Source organism: Kitasatospora sp. NPDC088264 (genome assembly GCF_040685715.1).
Taxonomy (GTDB): Bacteria; Actinomycetota; Actinomycetes; order Streptomycetales; family Streptomycetaceae; genus Kitasatospora.
Genome location: NZ_JBFBIR010000063.1, coordinates 1 through 18,898 on the forward strand (window position 1 = coordinate 1; position 18,898 = coordinate 18,898).

Below are 18,898 nucleotides of genomic sequence, written 5' to 3' on the forward strand. Positions count from 1 at the left end.
TCCTCGTACTGGGCCGTACTTGGACGTTTCGCCGGTGCGTCCAGGCGGGATGCCCGGCGTCGCGCGCCCGGCGGGAATTATGAAACACGCCCTAGACCGCGGGGACCATCCCGAGCAGCTCGCTCAGGCGGCGGACCGTGGCGGGCGACTCGCGGTGCAGGCCGGCGACGTCGAGGCCCTCGTCTCCCAGGATCATCAGCAGCGCCTGCTCCCCGATCGCCAGCACCACGACGTAGCCGCTGTTGCAGCGGGTGACCACGTCACGCAGGCCGCCCACGCCGACCTCGGCCGCGGTGCGCCGGCCGAGGCCGAGCATGGCGGCCGACAGGGCGGCGGCCGACTCGGGGTGGACGGCGGCCGTGTCGGCGGCCACCAACAGGCCGTCGGTGGTGGAGATGACACTCTCCGAGATGCCCATGACCCGGTCGCGGAGGGACTTCAACTCGTCGACCAGTACGGCGGTCGGTGTCTGGCTGCTCATGGTGCGCTCTTCTCACTCTGCTCGGTCGTCTCGGTACGCGCGGTGTGCTCGGCGCGGTGTGCGTTCGGTGGGCCGTCGGAAGCCGCCGCCGCTCCCTCGGATCGGGCGGGCCGGCCGCCGGGGCCGCCCGGACCACCCGCGCCGCGTCCGCTGCGGACGCGGCGCGGCAGCGGCCCGGTGTCGGCCGGCGGCGGTTCGCTCGTCGCTATGCGCGGGGCCACGCTCGGTGCCAGGGGAGCCGGGTGCGCCGGTTCCCGGTGGAGCAGGTGCCGGGCGTCCATCCGTACGACGTCGAGGAGTACCGCGAACACACCGCGTCCCAGGGCGAAGCCGAGGTCGCGCGCGGTGCGGCGGCCGGTGGCGGCGGCCAGGATCTCCCGGTAGCGGACCGGGATCCGCAGCGCGCCGGATTCGGCCCGGGCGGCAGGACGGATCCGGATGCGGGCCAGTTCGCCGGGCGGTCCCCAGAGGCGGGTCAGCAGGGCTGTCCGCCGGGCGGTCTCCGTGAAGAGCCGCTCCGGCTCGATGCCCGGGCGCAGCGCGATCCTGGCAGGCGGCGCAGCCTCGGCCGTCTCCCAACTGCCGGGCGGGCTCAGCACCAGGGCGAAGGCCCCGTCGAAGGCGGCGGCGGCGCAGACGGCTTCGAGCTCGGCGGCGCCGATCGACCCCTGAGCCACCAGGGCCGCGCCGAGGTCGCCGCCCCAGGTCGGGGGAGCGTCGGTCGGTCGGCCGACGGACGCGGCCACCTCGGCGGACGCCCACTCCTCCTCGCCGACGCGCCGGGACTTCAGCAGCAGGGTCGCGGCGGTCGGGGCCCCGGGGGTCTCGATCGCGGTGACCAGACCCTGCTCCAGGTGGATCGTGCCGCCCGGTGCGCTGGAGACGGTGACCGAGCCGGTGAACTCCGTCCGGCGCAGCGCGAGCAGCAGCGCGGGCACGTTGCGCGCGGTGGGCGGAGCCGGCGTCGTGGGAGCTGCGGGGATGGCGGGCGGCGCCGTGTCGTGGGACGGGTCGGTCATGCCAGCAAGTCCTGCGCGCGGTCGGCGGTCTGGCGGACGGCCAGCGCCAGGTTGGTCCGTTCCCGGTCCAGCACGGTGGCCAGCAGCAGGGGGTCGCCCTTCCGGGACACCACCTGGACGACCTGGTGATGGCGGGTGCTGGTGACCACCAGGCTCTCCAACTCGCTCTCCGCCCCTGCCTCGTACAGCCGCTCGCCGATCAGGTTGGTCAGCTCGGCGAGTTCGGCCCCGGTCCCGAGCAGCCGGTGGTCCCCGGCGGACTGGTAGCTGAGACCTGTGACGGCGTCGACGAGCGCGGCACCGACCACTCCGGGGGAGCCGAGCACATCGGAGAGGGAAGCTTCGAGTGCGCGCACCAGTACCCCTTCACGTTCTGAACCCCGGTAGCGTACTTTATTCCATCATTTTCACGAGGCGACCACAACCGGTGACTTCTTGCTATTTTGTTCCTGCACACGGGAGTTCTGCCCGGAAGTCACGCAAAGGACGAACAGCGCATGAACATTGACGACGCACTCAAGGACGCGATGGCCATCGAGGGGGCCATCGGAGTGGCTGTGGCCGACTACGATAGCGGCATGTCGCTCGGGTTCCTCGGCGGGGGGCAGCAGCTCGACCTGGAGATTGCGGCCGCCGCCAACACCGAGGTCGTTCGTGCGAAGATACGCGCCTTGGCCGCGCTGTCGATCGACGATGTCATCGAGGACATCCTGATCACCCTCGGCACCCAGTACCACCTGATCCGCCCGCTGACCCGCAGTCACGGCTCGCTCTTCCTCTACCTGGCGCTGGACCGCTCGCGCGCCAACCTCGCGCTCGCCCGGCACGGTCTCAAGCGCATCGAGGCCGCTCTCGACGTCTAGCCGAGGCGGCCGACGGCCAGGGTGTCCGCGCCCCGTCCGGAAGGCCTGCGCGGAAGCCCTGCCTGAAGGACTGCCCGAAGGCCCGCCCGGAGGGCCCGCGCGGGCCGCGTGTCGCGCGTGGAATTCCGGGCGGAGCGAATGCGGGACGTGACGAACCGGCTACGGAGATCCGTCCGTGGGAATCGGGCCTCGAATATCGCCGGTGTGCGCCGACCATGAAAATGCGTGACTTTCCGATGACTGCGCGTCATATTCGCCCCGGCTGTTCCGGCCGGCGCCGGAGCGCCGGAATACCGTGGTCGAACCGCCGGAGCGCCGGTGTTTCGGCGGTGCCGCGGAATCGGCTCGACCACGCCGCGCGCGGCACGAAGGCGCGCCGCCGAGATCCGGCGGCGGGAGCGTCCCCGGACGCGGACGACGGGTGTGTGTCCGCGCTGGCCCCAGGTGCGGGCGCGCGGCGGCGTCATCGCGAACCCGGCCTCGTTCTCGAAGACGATTCAGGCGGGCAGCCTCACAGGACGGCGACCGCCAGTGTGATCGCGGCCAGCACCATCAGCAGCCCGAGCGCCACGAAGCCGTACTCCAGGGGTCTGCGCTCGCGGCCTTCCACCAGGACCTGCCGGGGGTCGGCCGGGTCGTAGCGGACCTGCACGTGGCCGCCGTCCGGCAGCGGGTGGCGCGGGGTGGACGGGACGGGGGAGAAGACCTCCACCACCCGGCCGTCCTCGGTCTCGAACTGCAGCAGCGGGCGCGGCGGCAGCGCGCGGTCCTCCGGGGCGGGGACGCGGGCGCGCACCAGGGCCAGGGCCGGGACGCCGACCCGGCGCAGCCGCCGGAGGTCGCGTAGGCCGACCACCCCGGCGAGGTAGGCGACCACGCCGCCCAGGCCGCCGAACACCACCACGGCGAATCCGGCCGTCCCGCCCACCGCGCCTCCCTGTCCGAATCGCCCCCGGACACCCCAGTATTGCCGACCGCAGGGACTCCTGACGCCTGGAACCCGCCCAGTTCACGGCGGAGCCCCGCCACTCCGGAAAAAGGGGTGACGGGGCCCTCAGGGCATCGCGCGTACGTCAGACGTCGCCGAACTCGCCGGTACGGACGGCGGCAACGAAGGCCGCGAAGCCATCGGGGGAGAAGGCGAGGGCCGGGCCCTCGGGGTCCTTCGAGTCGCGGACGGGGACAACACCGGGGACGTTGGCGGCCACCTCTACGCAAGCGCCGCCGTTGTCGCTGTACGAAGACTTGAACCGCTGAGGCTCGGTGGTCGCGGTAGATCCTCTCTTGGTTTCCTGCCTGTGTTGAAACACCAGGATGAGACCAGGGTGGCCTACGACGGGATCGTCGAGCTCTGTGCGTTGATGTTCACTGGCCGACGGTCCAGAAGAAGTTGATCAGCGTGACGGCCGCTCCGCACAGGATCGCGGCACCGTACGGTCTTGCCCGGGACGCGCGGTTGGGGTCAGTATCGATCACGGCTTGGTCCTCCTGTCGGCGTGTGGACGTGGCTCGTCCGACAGACAGGTGCACCGACCGAGTCCCTCCGCGACCGCAGACGGCGACCCCATCGGGACGGGGCGATGCGCCGGAGGTCGGGAATGGCCGCGACATACCATCGCAGTGAATACGAAGCGCCAGGCCGAGATTCCGGCACCGGTGTGAGGGAGGGCCAGGATGTTCGGTTCGCAGAAGAAGCTCAACGATCTGATGGCGCAGCTCAGGCCCGACCTGAGTCGGGAATCGCTCGGTGTCGGGCCCGACTTCCCGGGCGTCGCCCCGAACCCGTTCCTGAGCAGTGATGCACGGAAGCGCAACGCGGAACTGCGTACGGGGGCGCTTGCGCTCGGCGTTCTCGTCGACTGGCGGGAGGTCAACAGCAGTCCGCGCGTGGTCCTGATGCTCGACGTGGAGACCGCCGACGGCATCTCGTTCCGCGGTATCGCGGACGAAGGCCTCACGATCACCGAGCTCACCCGACTCGCCCCAGGACAGACGTTTCCCGTGCGCTACCGGCCGGCCGTCATGGACCACTACGTCGCCCTTGCCCGGGACGCGGACCCCGTCCACGTGCAGCAGCTCGCTGACGAGATCGCGAGCCGCAAGCGGACCTGACCCGAAGCCATTGGCCGGATCCCTGGAAGCCTCTTGAAGATCCTGCTCTGGCTGCCCGACTCACTCCGGATCGCCGGTAAGTGTCGATCAGGTCGAACTGGTACAGGCCGGGCGTGCTTTCAACAGCTTCATCAGGGAGCGGTCGGCCAGGAGACCCCGCCACTCCGGAAAGGGGTGGCGGGGTCCCAGGGCAGCGCGCGTACGTCAGACGTCGCCGAGCGGGGTGTCCGGGTCGGCCAGCGCCTTCGGGTCCACCACCCGCCTGGAGCGCACCAGTTCGCGGATCGGGTCGGTGACGTCCCAGACGTTGACGTTCATCCCCGCCAGCACCCGGCCGTCGGCCAGCCAGAAGGCGATGAACTCGCGGGTGGCCGGGTCGCCCCGGAACACCACCTGGTCGTAGCCGTCCGGTTCGACGTAGCCGACGTACTCCAGGCCGAGGTCGTACTGGTCGCTGAAGAAGTACGGGATCCGGTCGTACACCGCGTCCGGGTGCCCGAGCATCGCGCGGGCGGCGGTCTGCGGCTGGTTGACGGCGTTGGCCCAGTGTTCGACCCGCAGGTGCGTGTCGAACAGCGGGTGGTAGGCGTTGGCGACGTCGCCGGACGCGTAGACGTCCGGGTCGGAAGTGCGCAGCTGCTGGTCGGTCTTGACGCCGTTGTCGATCTCCAGCCCGGCGGCCTCGGCCAGGCCGGTCGCCGGGGTGATGCCGATGCCGACCACCACCGCGTCGGCCGGCACCGTCGTGCCGTCGCCCAGCCGCACGCCGCTCACCGCGCCGCCGGAGCCGGTCAGTTCGGTGACCTCGACGCCGAACCGCAGCTGGACGCCGTGGTCGCGGTGCAGATCGGCGAAGACCTGCGCCACCTCCCGGCCCAGCACCCGCAGCAGCGGCAGTTCGGCGGCCTCCAGCACCGTCACCTCGGCGCCGGCCTCCCGGGCGGCGGCCGCCACCTCCAGGCCGATCCAGCCCGCGCCGATCACCGCGACCCGCGCGCCCGGGCGCAGCACGGCCTTGATCCGGTCGCTGTCCTCGACCCGGCGCAGGTAGAGCACGCCGTCCTGGTCCGCGCCCGGCACCGGCAGCCGGCGCGGGGTCGAGCCGGTGGTGAGCAGCAGCTTGGCGTACTCGATCCGGCCGTCGTCGGTGAGCGTCACGGTGTGTCCGGCCGGGTCGATCGCGGCCACCGCCGTGCCCAGCCGCAGCGTGACGTCCTGCTCCCCGTACCACTGCGGCGGGTGGACGTAGATCTTCTCCCGGGGCGTCTTGCCGAGCAGGTACCCCTTCGACAGCGGCGGCCGCTCGTACGGGCGCTCGTGTTCGTCGCCGATCAGGACGATGCCGCCCCGGTACCCGGCCTCGCGCAGCGCCTGGGCGGCCTTCGCGCCGCCCAGGGACGCCCCGACGATCACGATCGGCCGCTCGCGCCCGCCGTCCTCCGCCGTTCCCGCCGTGCCCGTGCCCATGCTGAACTCCTCGCTCTCCGGCCGGAATCAGGGGCCAGCCTGCCGCCGTCCGGGTGGCGTGTCGAGGGCGTGCCGGGCGCGCCGCGCCATGCTCCCCCTTACGGGTGAACGCGAACCGCTACGGGCGCGGTCAAGGAATTCGCTACGGGGTCATGGCCTCCCGGACCAGCGCGGTGTCGGCGAACTGCTCGAAGCGGACGATCCGGCCGCCGCGCACCGTGAAGTGGTGGGCGACCCGCACCGCGAGCGGCTTTCCGGTGATCTTGTGGACGGCCGTGTAGCGGGCCAGCACCACCACGTTCTCGCCGTCGACCACGTAGGTGTCGTCGTGCGCCGTCCAGTTCTCCCAGGCGGCGGCCAGGCGCTCCATGACGTTGGCGGTGACGCCCTTCGGGGTGCGGTAGGTGCCGGCCAGCGGGAAGCCGGCCATCTCGGTCCACTCCACGTCGTCGGCGAGCGTGGCGCGCAGCGCGGCCAGGTCGCCGTGGGCGGAGGCCAGGTACTGGCGGCGGACCACGTCGGCCGGGGCGGAGGACTCGGCGAACGAGGCGGTGTCCCTCGGGATCTCGATCATCGTCGCTCAGCCCCAGGCCATCTCGCCCATGGCGACCTTGGTGCCGAGGTCGACGGCGATCTTCAGCCCCAGGTCGGGGAAGCGCCGTTCCAGCGCCTCCTTCGCGGCGGTCGCGTCCGGGGCCCGGCCGATCTCGGTCTCGAAGGCGCGCAGGTAGTCCCGGGTGTGACGGACGGAGGTGAGGTCGGTGGCCGCGCCGGCGGTGCGGTGGCCGGCCGCGACGAACTCCGGTTCGAGTGCCTCGATCCCGTCCAACAGGTCGATCCAGGCGGCGCGTTGGGCCGGTTCGGGGGTGTCGGCCGTCCACACGTGCAGGCCCTCGAAGAGCAGCACGCCGCCGAGCACGGCGCGGTGGTGGTGCTGCCAGAGGTAGTGCCGGTCGGGCAGGTGGAAGTCGGCGCCGCGCAGCTCGAACCGGTGCCCCTCGAAGACGAGTTCGTCCCCGTGCAGCAGCTCGGGCCGGACCAGCCGGGTGGGCAGCTCCGGGCCGAGGTGGGCCCAGGCCTTGAGCTTGCCCTCGAACGTCTCCTGGATGTGCTCGACGGTGGAGGCGGTGGCCAGGAACCGTGCCTGGGGGAAGGCGTCCTGGACCTCCTGGGCGCCGAAGTAGAAGTCCGGGTCCCCGTGGCTGACGAAGACCGCGGCCAGCCGCTTGCCGGCGGCGCGGATCCGCTCCACCAGCCGGCGGCCGTCGGAGCGGGTGAACCCGGCGTCCACCAGCAGGGCGTCCTTCGGGCCGGTGACCAGGACGGAGGTCTTGTTGAGCGAGCTGTCGGGGCTGTCGATGATCTCGAAGTCGAGAGCACTCATGGGTCTGTTGTCCTTCCTGCTGCCGGGCACGCCTCGCGGCCAGCATCGGCCTTGCGGGTGCGCTCCGCATCCGGAGGAGGGGCGGGGCCGGGCCCGATCCGACCCGCGCCGTGGGCGTCAGGTCCTCGGGGCCAGTCGCAGCACCGCGAGCGCCCCCAGCAGGGTCGCCCCGGCCAGCACCGGCCACAGCACCCCCGGACCGGCCGCGAGCAGCGCCATCAGCGCCGCCGGCGCCGCCGCCCGGCCCACGCCCGAGGACAGCTCCCAGCGCGCCAGCGCCCGCCCCAGCAGGTGCGGCGGGGCGGCGGCCGTCACCAGGGCCGTCCCCGCACCGGTGTAGAGGATCTCGCCCAGCGTGAACACCACCGAGACCGCCGCGACGCCCGCCGCGCCCGCCGTGCCGCCCAGCGACCCGACCGCCCAGTACCCCAGGTAGGCCAGGGCCAGCGTCACCCCCGAGGCGGCCAGCACCGCCCGCCGCGAACGGTCCGCGAGCCGCAGCACCAGCACCAGCTGCAGCGCGATCACCAGCACCGTGTTGCCCACGAACACGCCCGACGACCACGCCGGGGAGGCGTGCAGGTGCAGCACCAGCAGCGCCGGCAGCGCCACCTCCAGCACGTCGAAGCAGAACGCGTACGGCAGGTTGGCGAGGCTCAGCAGGCTGATCCGCCGCAGCGACTCGCCCTGCTCCCGCACGTCCACCGCCCGGTCGGCGGCCCGCTGCGGCGCGCGCACCCGCAGCGACAGCACCAGCGCGGCGGCGGCCAGGCAGGCCGCGCCCGTCACCCCGGCCAGCACCCGGATCGCGCCCGCCCCGCCGGTCACCACCAGCGTGGCCAGCAGCGCCCCCGCGCCCAGTCCCGCGTTGCGCAGCGACCGCCCGGCCGCCAGCGCGGCGTCCCGCAGGCGGCCCTCGGTCAGCGTGCTGACCACCGCCGCGTGCGTGGTCGGCCAGGACTGGCTGCCCACCCCGATCAGCACCGACGCCGCCACGAACCCCGGCAGGCCGTCCGAGACCAGCAGCGCCAGCGCGCCCGCCGCCCGCACCGCCAACGTGGCCGCCGCCGGCAGGGTCCGGGCGCCGCGGTCGATCCACCGGCCGGTCAGCGGCACCACCAGCAGGCCCGCCACCATCCCCGCCGACATCGTCAGCCCCGCCGCCGCCGCGCCCAGGTGCAGCACCCCGATCCCGTACAGCAGCAGGAACGGCCGCAGCAGGCCGGAGCCCACCGCGTCCACCACCAGCGCGGCCGCGTACCGGGGCCCGCCCGCTGCGGTCAGCAGCCGCAGCAGCGTGGACGGGCCCCCGCGGCTCGCACCGATCGGCGGGGCCGGCGGCACGCCGTCGCGGACGGCGGCGTGGTCATGGACGGACTTCTCCTGGATCAGGCTCATGGCCGGTACCGTCCGCCCTGCCCGGCCCGCCGGGCACGTCGATTGACGCTAACCGTCAATCGACGCGGGAGCGGATCCGGGCGGGTGGCAGGATCGCCGTCGTGAGCGAACCGATCATCGAGAGGCGCGGGTGGGCGAACGCCCCTGCCGGGAGGAGCACGGCGGGCGCATGAGCGTGACCATCGACATCACCGGCCTGCCGGACGAGCGCCTGCTCTTCACACCGTCCCCGCTGGGCGAGCTGACCGCGATGCTGGACGTCCTCGCCGAGCCCGCGCACCACCCCGCGCTGCACGGCTGGGCGTCCAGCACCGCCGCGACGATCCCGCCGGAGCTGTCCGAGCGGCTGCTGGAGGCCGACTTCCTCTGGCGCTCCTCCCGTGCCGACTTCCTCGTCCCCGGCCTGCCCGGCGCCACCCTGGCCGCCGAGCTCGACGCCGTCGACCGGATGGACGACGAGCTGTACGTCGCCGCCGCCCTCGTCACCACCTGCGGCGCCTCCCGGCCGGCCCGCCGGGCGCCCTCCCCGCTCACCGACCCGGTGGCCAACGAACGGGCCCGCGAACTCGCGCTCGCCCGGGGCCCCCGGCAGGCCGCCTTCGCGGACCGGCTGCTCGCCGACCCGCCCGCCGTGCGGGCCCTCGTCCGGCGGATGCTGGAGGACTGCGAGTCCGCGTTCTTCGCCGACGCCTGGCAGCGCGTCCTGCCCGCCCTCGCCGCCGACGCCCGGCGCAAGGCCGATCTGCTGGCCCGGCGCGGCCCCGCCGAGGCGCTGGCCGCGGTCTCACCCTCCGTCACCCTCGACCAGAGCGCCGACGGGCGGCGGCGGATCGTCATCGACAAGCTCCAGGACAACGCCACCAGCGGCACCGAGGGCGGCGGCGTCACCCTCATCCCCACCGCCTTCGGCCGGCCCCACCTCGTGGTGGTGTACACCCCCGGCTGGCGTCCCGTCCTCCAGTACCCCGTCGCCGAGGCGGGCATCCCCGAACCCGTCTCGCTGGCCCTCGTCCAGCAGCGGCTGGAAGCCCTCGCCCACCCCGTCCGGCTGCGCCTGGCCCGCACCATGGCCCGCGGCGCGCACACCACCGGCGAACTCGCCTCCACCTGGCAGCTCAGCGCGCCGGAGGTGTCCCGGCACCTGGCCGTCCTGCGCAAGGCGGGGCTGCTCATCACCCAGCGGCGCGGGCGGTACATGCTCTACCAGCTCGACCTGTCCGGCAGCGCCCGGCTCGGCTCGGACTTCCTGGAGGCGTTGCTGCGGTGACCGGTGTCGTGGTGACCGGCGGGCCGGCGGACCGGCAACGGGTGAGCGGGAACAGGTGAGCGGGAACAGCGGGGGAGCGGAACGCGTTCGTCCGGGCATGACCGACGACGCCTCACCCCGCATCCTGCGCTACGCCGCCTTCACCACCCGCCCCGAGGGCGGCAACCCGGCGGGCGTCGTACTCGACGCCGCAGGCCTGACCGACGAGCGGATGCTCGCCATCGCCGCCGAGCTCGGCTACTCCGAGACGGCCTTCCTGACCGCGGGAGCGACCGAAGGCGCCTACGGAGTCCGGTACTTCAGCCCGCTCACCGAGGTGCCGTTCTGCGGCCACGCCACGGTCGCCTCCGCCGTTGCGCTCGCCGCCCGCACCGGCCCCGGGCAGTACGTCTTCACGACGGCCGCGGGCGAAGTCCCCGTCCAGGTCGACCAGGACGCGGAGGGCGTGCTGCGCGCCACCCTGACCAGTGTCGAGCCGCAGGTGGAGGACGTGACCGAGGCCGACGTCGAGGAAGTCCTCGCCCTGCTCGGCTGGGCCCGCACCGACCTGGACCCGACCCTGCCGCCCCGGATCGCCTACGCCGGCGCCCGCCACCTCGTCCTCGCCGCCGCCACCCGTGACCGCCTGGCCCGCCTCGACTACGACTTCGACGGCCTCGCCGCCTACACCCGGGCCCGCGACCTGGTGACCCTCCAACTCGTCTGGCGCGAGGCCGCGGACGTCTTCCACGTCCGCAACCCCTTCCCGGTCGGCGGCGTCGTCGAGGACCCGGCCACCGGCGCCGCCGCGGCCGCCTTCGGCGCCTACCTGCGGGAGCAGGGCGCGGCGGCGGCCCCGGCGGTGCTGACCCTCCACCAGGGCGAGGACCTGGGCCGCCCGGGCGTGCTCCACGTGGAACTGCGGACGGCGGACAGCCGGATCCGGGTGTCCGGCGCGGCGGTGGCGATCCCGTAGCGCGAACGCGATCGGCCCGGTCCCGGCCCGAGGCGTCCGGAAATTCGCTCGCGTACCGGGCCCGGGTGGGCGAAGCTGCCCGGATGCAGCGAGCGAGCGAACGCACCGTCACGGTCCATCTCACCCACGGGGCCGAGTACTTCGGCCCCGTGGGCCCGTTCCAGGCGGCGGGCGGGTGGTGGTCGTCGGTGGACGGGGTGGGGGCGCGGACGGCCGAACTCGCCGGGGTGCCGGTGCTGGTGCTGCGGCTGGTGGAGGGGCGGGGCGAGCAGGGCGGGCGCGGCGGGCACGGTGGGCAGGTGTGGTACCACGCCGAGGCGCTGGAGCGGCCGACAGCCGTCGAGGCCCGGCCGCTGGACGCCGGGACGGCCGCGCTGCTCGGCCCCACCGAGCGCCGCGCGGCCTGGGCCACGTCGGCCGGGCTGGGGGAGGCGCTGGCCTGGGCGGAGGCGGAGCTGGCCGGGGCGGGCCGTCCGGTCGCCGGCCCGGCGCGGCAGATCCGGACCTGGAACCTGTCGGGCCTCCTCCGCCTCCCGACGGCCACCGGCCGTGACGCCTGGCTGAAGACCACGACGCCCGCCTTCAACGCCCGGGAGGGCGAGGTGATCGCGCTGCTCGGCGGCGTCGACCCGGGCCTCGTGCCGCCGGTGCTGGCCGCCGACCCGGCGGGCGGGCGGCTGCTGCTGGACCACGTGCCCGGCGAGGACTGCTGGTCGCCGTCCCTCGACACTGTCGAGGAGGTGGTGCCCCGGCTGGTCGCCGCCCAGGCGGCGCTGGCCGCCGACGGGCGCGCGGCGAAGGTCGGGCTGCGCGACCGGACGCCCCGCACCCTGCTCGCCCAGGCGCAGGCGCTGCTCGACCGGCTCCCCGGCGAGACCGACCTGACGCCCGGGGAACTGGCCGACGTCCGCCGACTGGTCGCCGAACTGCCTGCGCTGCTGGAGGAGTTGGCGGCCTGCGGCCTCCCCGAGACCCTGGTGCACGGCGACTTCCACCCCGGCAACTGGCGCTCCGACGGCGAGCGTCCGGTGGTCGTCGACTACGCCGACTCCTGCCTCGGCCACCCCGCCCTGGACGGGCTGCGCCCGCGCGCCTACCTCGCGCCGGAGCGCTGGCAGCACCTCGTCGAGGTCTGGCTGAAGGCCTGGAGCGAGCACGCGCCCGGATCCCGGCCGTGGCGCGCGCTGGAGCTGGTCGAGCCGCTGTACCACCTGTCCTACGCGCTGCGCTACCAGGAGTTCCTGGACCACATCGAGGAGAGCGAACGCCCGTACCACGCGGGCGACCCGGCCGCCGAGCTGCGCGCGGCACTGGCCTGCGGCGTTCCCGACCTCACAGGTCGGAACACCTAGACTGCCGGGGTGGATCGGACGACGCCAGGCCCCGTGCTCCCGGAGCTGCCGCTCCAGGAACTGGAGTGCTTCTCCGTCCTGGTGCGCCAGTTGCACTTCGGGCGGACGGCGCAGCTCCTGGGCGTCTCGCAGGGCCGGGTCTCCCAGCTGATCAAGCGGCTGGAGGGCCGGGTCGGCGCCCCGGTGTTCGAACGCACCAGCCGGCGGGTCGAGTTGACCGAGCTGGGGCGCGAGCTGGCCGAGCAGGTGGTGCCCGCCGTCGACCGGCTCCGGGAGGGCTTCGAGGCGGCCCGCGCCCGGGCCGCCTCGACGGACCGGCCGCTGCGCCTGGGGTTCCAGTGCGCCGTGTACGAGCCGGTGGCCAGGGCGATCGCGGGCCTTGCGGAGGGGGCGGCCCAGCTCGTCGAACTGTCCTGGGGCGATCCGTTCTCCCACCTGGGCCGGGGCGAGGTCGACCTGGCCATCGTGCTGTCCCCGTGCCGGGAGGACGGCCTGCGGGTGCTGCTGGAGTTCTCGCGGCAGCCGATGTACGTCGCCCTCTCCGCCGGGCACCGCCTGGCCGGGGCGGCGAGCGTCTCGGCGGACGAACTGGCCGGGCTGGCGCTGATCGAACCGCGTGGGCCCGCCCCGGACTACTGGCGCCGGGCGAACGCCCCGCGGCGGACGCCGGACGGGCGGGAGCTGGCCTACCCGGCGGGCGCGGCCACGCTCCAGGAGGGGCTGTCGACGGTGGCCAGCACCCGCCTGGGGCTGCTGCTGTGCGAGGCGAGCACGGCGTACGTCCAGCGGCCGGACATCCGCTATCTGCCGGTGCCGGGCCTGGAGCCGTCCACGCTGCTGGTGGTGCAGGGCGAGCGGCCGCCGCACCCGCTGGCCGGGGCCTTCGTGCGGGCGCTCACCGCCGTGGGCGCGTGACGGCGGCGAGCAGCAGTCCGGCCGCCGTGATCAGCGACGCCGTGAGGAGCACGGCGTGGGTCCCGGCCCGGTCGATGACCAGGCCGCCGGCGAACGAGCCCAGCGCGATGCTCGCGTTGAACACGCCCGCCCACAGCGCCGCCGAGGCCTCGATCCGGGTGGGGTCGGCGATCCGGACCCAGGTCTGGGTGGAGATCGAGACCCCGCCGTACGAGGCGCCCCAGACGACGAGCGCGATCAGCACCGCCACCACGCTCCCGGTGAGGAGCGGCAGGAGGGCGGTGGCGAGCGCGACGCCCGCGAGGGCGGTGGTCACGGCCGCCTTGGGGCGCCGGCCGGCCGCCGGGCCGAGGGTGAAGTTCCCGGCGACGCCGGCCAGTCCGTAGACCAGCAGGCAGGCGGCGATGACGCCGCTGCTCAGGCCCGCGTCGAGTTCGAGCACCGGCCGTACGTACGTGTAGCCGGTGAAGTGGCCGAGCACGACCAGCGCGGTGACGGCGAGTCCGGCGGCGACTCCCCGGCTGCGCAGCGCGTCCGCGATCCGGTCGAGCCGGCCGCGCTCGTGGACGGGGAGGGCGGGGAGCGTGCGGGCGAGGACGGCGGCGGACACCGCGCCGAGCAGGGCGAGGGCCCAGAACGCGGAGCGCCAGCCGAGCAGCGCCGCGAGGTAGGTGCCCAGGGGGACGCCGAGCACCGAGGCGATGGAGACGCCGGAGAAGATCAGCGTGGTGGCGAGCGCGATCCGCGGCCCGTCGGCGAGGCGTGGGCCCAGCCCCGCGGTGATGCCCCACACGACGCCCATCGCGAGGCCGAGCAGGACACGGCCGACGGCCAGCACGGGGTAGTCGGGGGCGAGCGCGGTGAGCGCGTTGGCCAGCGACAGCAGCAGCATGAAGGCGACCAGCACGTGCTTGCGGTCCCGGAGCCCGATGAGCGCGGGAACGAACGGGGACAGGGCGGCGGCGAGGAGCCCGGTGATGGTCAGGGAGAGCCCGGTGACGCCGTCGGAGACGCCGAGGGTCTTCGAGACGGGGGTCAGCAGCCCCACGGGCATCATCTCGGCGGAGACCACGGTGAAGGTGGCGAGGGCCACGGCGGTGATCGGTGCCCAGCGGGGCGGGCTGCCGGGGGCGGTCGGGGGCGCGAGGGTGTCGGCGTCGGTCATGGAGCCAGCCCATCAGCCGCGCCGAGGGCGGAACAAGATCGATGAGCTCATCCGTCGATTAGCCTGGCTCATCGATCCAGGGATGCCCCCGGCGCCGCCGGCCGTGGTGCGGCAGGCGGCGCCGGGGCGCGGTCACTCCGGCGGGGCGATCCGGTAGCCGCCCGCGGCCGAGTAGAGGGTCAGCGCCTCGACCGGGCAGAAGTCGACCGCGTCGGCCAGTGCCTCCGTCAGCTCGGCACCGTCGGCCGCGTAGTCGGCCACCGGCTCGGCCAGCCCGTCGGCGCCGAGTGCCAGCGAGCCGGGGGCGCTCAGGGCGCACATCCCGGAGCCGATGCAGCGGTCCCGGTCGACCCGCACGACCACCGCGTCGGCGCCCGTCCCCGGGGTGGCCGTCACCAGGCGACCTGGAGGGTCTCGGGGCTGCGGGTGAGCAGGCCCTTCCGCCAGTCGATCTCCTCGACGGGCCCGGTCAGGCGCAGCGAGGGCAGCCGGCGGGCCAGGCGGTGCAGGGCGAGTTCGAGCTCCATCCGGGCCAGCCAGGCGCCCAGGCAGTGGTGCGGCCCGGCCCCGAAGGTCAGCATCGGCGCGGCCAGCGGGGAGAACAGCTCGGTGAGCAGGTCCCCGGTGAAGACCGACGGGTCGTGGTTGGCGGCGCCGGTGTCGGCGGCGACGACGCTGCCGGCCGGGATGACCACCCCGCCGATCTCGACGTCCTCGATGGTGCGGCGCAGCAGGCCGGGCAGGTGCTTGGCGTCGCCGAGCGGGACGGCGCGCAGGATCTGCTCGGTCGCGGCGGTCGCGCTGGCCTCGTCGGCGGCGAGCCGCTGCCAGGCCTCGCGGCCGTCGGCGAGCAGGTAGACGAGCGCGTTGCCAAGGCTGGTCATGGTGGTCTCGTGGCCGGCCACGACGAGGCCGATGACCAGCGTGACCAGCTGCCGCTCGGTGATCGATCCGTCCTCGGCGGCGGCCGCGAGCAGGCTGCTGACCAGGTCCTCGCCGGGGTCGGCGCGGCGCTCGGCGATCACGGCGGCGCCGAAGCCGGCGAACTCGGCCATGGCGGTGGCGATCTCCTCGGCCGTGTAGGCGGTGGCGGAGAGCGCGTGGTCGCTCCAGTGCGCGAGCTTCTTGCCGTCCAGGTTGTCCAGCCCCATCAGCCGGCTGATCACGTGGACCGGTAGCGGCCGGGTGTAGCCGGCCACGATGTCGGCGGGGGAGCCGTGGTCGATCAGCTCGTCGATCAGGGCCTCGACCACCGAGGCGACCCAGGGCCGCCAGCGGGCGATCGCGCGCGGGGTGAAGGCCCGCTGCACGGTGCGGCGCAGCCGCTGGTGCTCGGTGCCGTCGATGTTCAGCAGGCCCTGCGGGTCGTCGAGGATGTTGGGGATGGCGGTGATCGGCGGCGCGTCCGGCTCGTACAGCGGGGCGCGGCCCAGGCGCGGGTCGGTCAGCACCTGCCGCACGTCCGCGTGGCGGCTGACCAGCCAGACGGGCGTGCCGGTGGGCAGCGCGGCGAGCCGGGGCGGGCCGGGCTCCAGGCTGCGCAGGCAGTGCAGCGGGATGAGCGGGACGGTGCCGGTTCCGGCACCGGTCGCACTGTTCTCGGCGGACATCCGTACTCCAGACTCCAGGGCGGGGGGCCGCGCGTGACGGCCCGACGGGGGGTGGAACCGGGATGGTGCGGGGACGGGTGGGGCGGGCCGGCGGGCGGCTCGGCCCGGGCCGGGTCCGGCGGACCGGGACGAACGGCGGATCGGGTGGGGCGGCAGATCGGGACGAACGGCGGATCGGGTGGGACGAACGGCGGATCGAAGGCGGAAGCGAAGGCGAACGCGGACCGGAACGGGGGATGGCGCGAATCGTGCGACGGCGTACGGTCGGTACGCCTCGGCGCGGACGGCGCGCGGTGGCGCACCGTCGGGTGGGGCGGATGTGCTGAGCGTGGTCGCGTGGACCGCTTCTGCTACGACCGTACGTGGGCGGTGGCGCGCGCGTCAGCGGCACTTCCAGCCAACGGCGCTCCTTTCCGGGCACTTCGAGGCACGCTGACGGGCGCTCGGCGCCGCCCGCGCGCCCTGTCCTGCGGGCCGCGCCGGGGGCCCGGCGGATATCTCGACGGCATATGACGCCCTCGCGGCAGGTGCGGTGAGCCGGATCACCGGGCCCGCCCCGTCGGTGCCCGTCGCTACGGGCGCTACGCTTCGTGGGCAGTCGTTTGTCGCAGGTCACGCCGGTGCAGAGCCGCATCGGCCGACGGAGGTGGAATCGGATGGCCCAGCAGGTCAAGGCAGTCATCGCGCGCGCCAAGGGCGCGCCCGTGGAGGTGACCACGATCGTGGTGCCGGACCCGGGGCCGGGCGAGGCGGTGGTCAAAATCCAGGCCTGCGGGGTCTGCCACACCGACCTCCACTACCGCGAGGGCGGCATCAACGACGAGTTCCCGTTCCTGCTCGGGCACGAGGCGGCGGGCGTCGTCGAGTCGGTCGGCGAGGGCGTCACCGAGGTCGAGCCGGGCGACTTCGTCGTCCTCAACTGGCGTGCGGTGTGCGGCCAGTGTCGCGCCTGCCGGCGCGGCCGCGCGCAGTACTGCTTCAACACCCACAACGCCAAGCAGAAGATGACGCTGCTGGACGGCACCGAGCTGTCCCCGGCGCTGGGGATCGGCGCGTTCGCCGAGAAGACCCTGGTCGCGGCCGGCCAGTGCACCAAGGTCGACCCGGCGGTCTCGCCGGCCGTCGCCGGCCTGCTGGGCTGCGGTGTGATGGCGGGCATCGGCGCCGCCATCAACACCGGGGGCGTCGGCCGCGGCGACTCGGTCGCGGTGATCGGCTGCGGCGGCGTCGGCGGCGCGGCGGTGATGGGCTCGCGGCTGGCGGGCGCGGCGAAGATCATCGCCGTCGACATCGACGACCGCAAGCTGGAGACGGCCCGCAAGCTCGGCGCCACCCACACCGTCAACTCCCGCAGCACCGACCCGGTCGAGGCGATCCGGGAGCTGACCGGCGGCAACGGCGCGGACGTGGTGGTCGAGGCGGTCGGCCGCCCGGAGACCTACAAGCAGGCCTTCTACGCCCGCGACCTCGCCGGCACCGTCGTCCTGGTCGGCGTGCCCACGCCGGAGATGACGCTGGAGCTGCCGCTGCTCGACGTGTTCGGCCGCGGTGGCGCGCTGAAGTCCTCCTGGTACGGCGACTGCCTGCCCTCGCGGGACTTCCCGATGCTGATCGACCTCCACCTCCAGGGCCGACTGGACCTCGGCGCGTTCGTCACCGAGACCATCGAACTCGACGCGGTGGAGCAGGCGTTCGAGCGCATGCACCAGGGCGACGTGCTCCGTTCGGTCGTGGTCCTGTGAGCGAGCGTAGCGAGCGAACCATCGAGAGGTGCGCATCGGGCGAAGCACCTGCCAAGCGAAGCGAGGTGGGCGCATGAGTCCGCGCATTGACCGGCTGGTGACGGCCGGGACCTTCGAACTCGACGGCGGCAGCTGGGAGGTGGAGAACAACGTCTGGATCGTCGGCGACGACGAGCAGGCGGTGGTGATCGACGCCGCGCACGACGCCGACGCGATCGAGGCCGCGCTCGGCGGGCGCCGGCTGCTGGCGATCGTCTCCACCCACGCGCACAACGACCACATCGACGCCGCCCCGGCCCTCGCCGCCCGCACCGGCGCGCCGATCCTGCTGCACCCGGACGACCTGCCGCTGTGGAAGCTCACCTACCCCGACCGCCTCCCGGACGGCGAACTCGCCGACGGGCAGCGGATCGAGGTGGCCGGCACCGAGCTGACCGTCCTGCACACCCCGGGTCACGCCCCGGGCGCGGTCTGCCTGTACGCGCCGGAGCTCGGCACCGTCTTCACCGGCGACACGCTGTTCCACGGGGGCCCGGGCGCGACCGGCCGGTCGTTCTCGCACTTTCCGACGATCATCGACTCGATCCGTGAGCGGCTGCTGTCGCTCCCGGCCGAGACGGTGGTCCGCACCGGCCACGGCGACCCGACCACCATCGGCGCCGAGGCCCCGGCCCTGCCGGACTGGATCGCCCGCGGGCACTGACGATGAACGGCCCCCGGAGCACGGCGCGTGCTCCGGGGCCGTAGCATCGCGATCATGGCCCATGATCCCCGCGACCTCGACGACGCCTTCCTCGCCTTCTGGCGGGAGCGTCACATCGCCACCCTGACCACCGCTCGCCCGGACGGCTCGCCGCACGTGGTGCCGGTCGGCGTGACGTACCAGCCGGAGACCGGGACGGCCCGGGTGATCACCAGCCGCACCAGCCGCAAGGCCCGCAACGTGGCGGCGGCCGGCCCGCAGGGCCTGCGGGTCGCGGTCTGCCAGGTGGACCGGGCGCGCTGGTCGACCCTGGAGGGCGTGGCCGTCGTCCGGGACGAGCCGGAGCAGGTCGCCGACGCCGAGCGGCGCTACACCGAGCGTTACCGCGAACCCCGGGCGAACCCGGACCGGGTGGTCATCGAGATCGCCGTCGACCGTGTCCTCGGCCGGCCCTGAGAGCCCTGC

The 18,898-nt window shown here is 74.2% G+C and carries 21 protein-coding genes; 9 read left to right on the top strand and 12 right to left on the bottom strand.

The features are described from left to right. Nucleotides 1-91 precede the first annotated feature (91 nt). From AB0O82_RS32155 to AB0O82_RS32165, 3 genes are read right to left on the bottom strand one after another with little or no spacing between them, the layout of a single operon-like run. Nucleotides 92-481, bottom strand: a complete 390-nt coding sequence (locus tag AB0O82_RS32155) for a roadblock/LC7 domain-containing protein (RefSeq protein WP_063350516.1) — start codon at nucleotides 479-481, stop codon at nucleotides 92-94. Then, nucleotides 478-1,500 carry a hypothetical protein gene (locus tag AB0O82_RS32160; protein ID WP_363587513.1) on the bottom strand — a complete coding sequence of 341 codons (1,023 nt, stop codon included), beginning with the start codon at nucleotides 1,498-1,500 and terminating at the stop codon, nucleotides 478-480. The genes AB0O82_RS32155 and AB0O82_RS32160 overlap by 4 nt, the downstream gene beginning before the upstream one ends. Then, nucleotides 1,497-1,856 carry a hypothetical protein gene (locus AB0O82_RS32165; protein WP_363587515.1) on the bottom strand — a complete coding sequence of 120 codons (360 nt, stop codon included), beginning with the start codon at nucleotides 1,854-1,856 and terminating at the stop codon, nucleotides 1,497-1,499. The genes AB0O82_RS32160 and AB0O82_RS32165 overlap by 4 nt, the downstream gene beginning before the upstream one ends. A gap of 141 nt (nucleotides 1,857-1,997) precedes the next feature. Between AB0O82_RS32165 and AB0O82_RS32170 the strand changes: the two genes are divergently transcribed. Next, nucleotides 1,998-2,363, top strand: a complete 366-nt coding sequence (locus tag AB0O82_RS32170; RefSeq protein ID WP_363587517.1) for a hypothetical protein — start codon at nucleotides 1,998-2,000, stop codon at nucleotides 2,361-2,363. 511 nt (nucleotides 2,364-2,874) lie between these two features. Here AB0O82_RS32170 and AB0O82_RS32175 read toward each other — a convergent pair. Continuing rightward, a complete protein-coding gene (locus tag AB0O82_RS32175; RefSeq protein WP_363587519.1) occupies nucleotides 2,875-3,291 on the bottom strand; it encodes a DUF3592 domain-containing protein in 417 nt (138 codons plus the stop codon). A 145-nt stretch (nucleotides 3,292-3,436) separates the two neighbouring features. Beyond that, nucleotides 3,437-3,673 carry a DUF397 domain-containing protein gene (locus tag AB0O82_RS32180; RefSeq protein WP_363587521.1) on the bottom strand — a complete coding sequence of 79 codons (237 nt, stop codon included), beginning with the start codon at nucleotides 3,671-3,673 and terminating at the stop codon, nucleotides 3,437-3,439. 364 nt (nucleotides 3,674-4,037) lie between these two features. Between AB0O82_RS32180 and AB0O82_RS32185 the strand changes: the two genes are divergently transcribed. After that, complete coding sequence (locus AB0O82_RS32185) at nucleotides 4,038-4,475, top strand: hypothetical protein (protein ID WP_363587523.1); 438 nt, start codon at nucleotides 4,038-4,040, stop codon at nucleotides 4,473-4,475. Between the two features lie 204 nt (nucleotides 4,476-4,679). Here the strand turns inward: AB0O82_RS32185 and AB0O82_RS32190 are convergent, their stop codons facing one another. From AB0O82_RS32190 to AB0O82_RS32205, 4 genes are all read right to left on the bottom strand, one after another. After that, nucleotides 4,680-5,942 carry an FAD-dependent oxidoreductase gene (locus AB0O82_RS32190; RefSeq protein ID WP_363587525.1) on the bottom strand — a complete coding sequence of 421 codons (1,263 nt, stop codon included), beginning with the start codon at nucleotides 5,940-5,942 and terminating at the stop codon, nucleotides 4,680-4,682. Nucleotides 5,943-6,084: 142 nt separating this feature from the next. Further along, the gene (locus AB0O82_RS32195) at nucleotides 6,085-6,516 is read right to left on the bottom strand and encodes a nuclear transport factor 2 family protein (protein ID WP_363587527.1); all 432 of its coding nucleotides are present in this window, start codon (nucleotides 6,514-6,516) and stop codon (nucleotides 6,085-6,087) included. A 6-nt stretch (nucleotides 6,517-6,522) separates the two neighbouring features. Then, nucleotides 6,523-7,326 carry an MBL fold metallo-hydrolase gene (locus AB0O82_RS32200; protein WP_363587529.1) on the bottom strand — a complete coding sequence of 268 codons (804 nt, stop codon included), beginning with the start codon at nucleotides 7,324-7,326 and terminating at the stop codon, nucleotides 6,523-6,525. 117 nt (nucleotides 7,327-7,443) lie between these two features. After that, nucleotides 7,444-8,724 (bottom strand): MFS transporter, encoded by a 1,281-nt coding sequence (locus tag AB0O82_RS32205; protein ID WP_363587531.1) that lies wholly within the window; start codon nucleotides 8,722-8,724, stop codon nucleotides 7,444-7,446. Nucleotides 8,725-8,893: 169 nt separating this feature from the next. On the opposite strand from AB0O82_RS32205, the gene AB0O82_RS32210 reads away from it, so the two are divergent. The 4 genes from AB0O82_RS32210 to AB0O82_RS32225 all read left to right on the top strand — a co-directional run bounded on the left by AB0O82_RS32210 (nucleotide 8,894) and on the right by AB0O82_RS32225 (nucleotide 13,213). After that, complete coding sequence (locus tag AB0O82_RS32210) at nucleotides 8,894-9,991, top strand: DUF5937 family protein (protein ID WP_363587533.1); 1,098 nt, start codon at nucleotides 8,894-8,896, stop codon at nucleotides 9,989-9,991. A 97-nt stretch (nucleotides 9,992-10,088) separates the two neighbouring features. Beyond that, entirely contained in the window at nucleotides 10,089-10,946 is an 858-nt protein-coding gene (locus AB0O82_RS32215) for a PhzF family phenazine biosynthesis isomerase (protein ID WP_363587535.1), read from the top strand. An 83-nt stretch (nucleotides 10,947-11,029) separates the two neighbouring features. Beyond that, a complete protein-coding gene (locus AB0O82_RS32220) occupies nucleotides 11,030-12,298 on the top strand; it encodes an aminoglycoside phosphotransferase family protein (protein WP_363587537.1) in 1,269 nt (422 codons plus the stop codon). 9 nt (nucleotides 12,299-12,307) lie between these two features. Continuing rightward, a complete protein-coding gene (locus tag AB0O82_RS32225) occupies nucleotides 12,308-13,213 on the top strand; it encodes a LysR family transcriptional regulator (protein WP_363587539.1) in 906 nt (301 codons plus the stop codon). On the opposite strand, the gene AB0O82_RS32230 is transcribed toward AB0O82_RS32225, so the two are convergent. The 3 genes from AB0O82_RS32230 to AB0O82_RS32240 all read right to left on the bottom strand — a co-directional run bounded on the left by AB0O82_RS32230 (nucleotide 13,194) and on the right by AB0O82_RS32240 (nucleotide 15,988). Beyond that, nucleotides 13,194-14,378 carry an MFS transporter gene (locus tag AB0O82_RS32230; RefSeq protein WP_363587541.1) on the bottom strand — a complete coding sequence of 395 codons (1,185 nt, stop codon included), beginning with the start codon at nucleotides 14,376-14,378 and terminating at the stop codon, nucleotides 13,194-13,196. The genes AB0O82_RS32225 and AB0O82_RS32230 overlap by 20 nt on opposite strands. A gap of 132 nt (nucleotides 14,379-14,510) precedes the next feature. Further along, nucleotides 14,511-14,774, bottom strand: a complete 264-nt coding sequence (locus AB0O82_RS32235) for a ferredoxin (protein WP_363587543.1) — start codon at nucleotides 14,772-14,774, stop codon at nucleotides 14,511-14,513. Continuing rightward, nucleotides 14,771-15,988: a cytochrome P450 gene (locus tag AB0O82_RS32240; protein ID WP_363587545.1), complete on the bottom strand. Its 1,218-nt coding sequence runs from the start codon at nucleotides 15,986-15,988 to the stop codon at nucleotides 14,771-14,773. Before AB0O82_RS32240 ends, AB0O82_RS32235 begins: the two co-directional genes overlap by 4 nt. Before the next feature lie 656 nt (nucleotides 15,989-16,644). Between AB0O82_RS32240 and AB0O82_RS32245 the strand changes: the two genes are divergently transcribed. From AB0O82_RS32245 to AB0O82_RS32255, 3 genes are all read left to right on the top strand, one after another. Further along, nucleotides 16,645-17,730 carry an S-(hydroxymethyl)mycothiol dehydrogenase gene (locus AB0O82_RS32245; RefSeq protein WP_363587547.1) on the top strand — a complete coding sequence of 362 codons (1,086 nt, stop codon included), beginning with the start codon at nucleotides 16,645-16,647 and terminating at the stop codon, nucleotides 17,728-17,730. A 73-nt stretch (nucleotides 17,731-17,803) separates the two neighbouring features. Beyond that, nucleotides 17,804-18,433: an MBL fold metallo-hydrolase gene (locus AB0O82_RS32250; protein ID WP_363587549.1), complete on the top strand. Its 630-nt coding sequence runs from the start codon at nucleotides 17,804-17,806 to the stop codon at nucleotides 18,431-18,433. A gap of 54 nt (nucleotides 18,434-18,487) precedes the next feature. Then, entirely contained in the window at nucleotides 18,488-18,889 is a 402-nt protein-coding gene (locus tag AB0O82_RS32255) for a TIGR03618 family F420-dependent PPOX class oxidoreductase (protein ID WP_063350534.1), read from the top strand. Nucleotides 18,890-18,898: the final 9 nt, after the last annotated feature.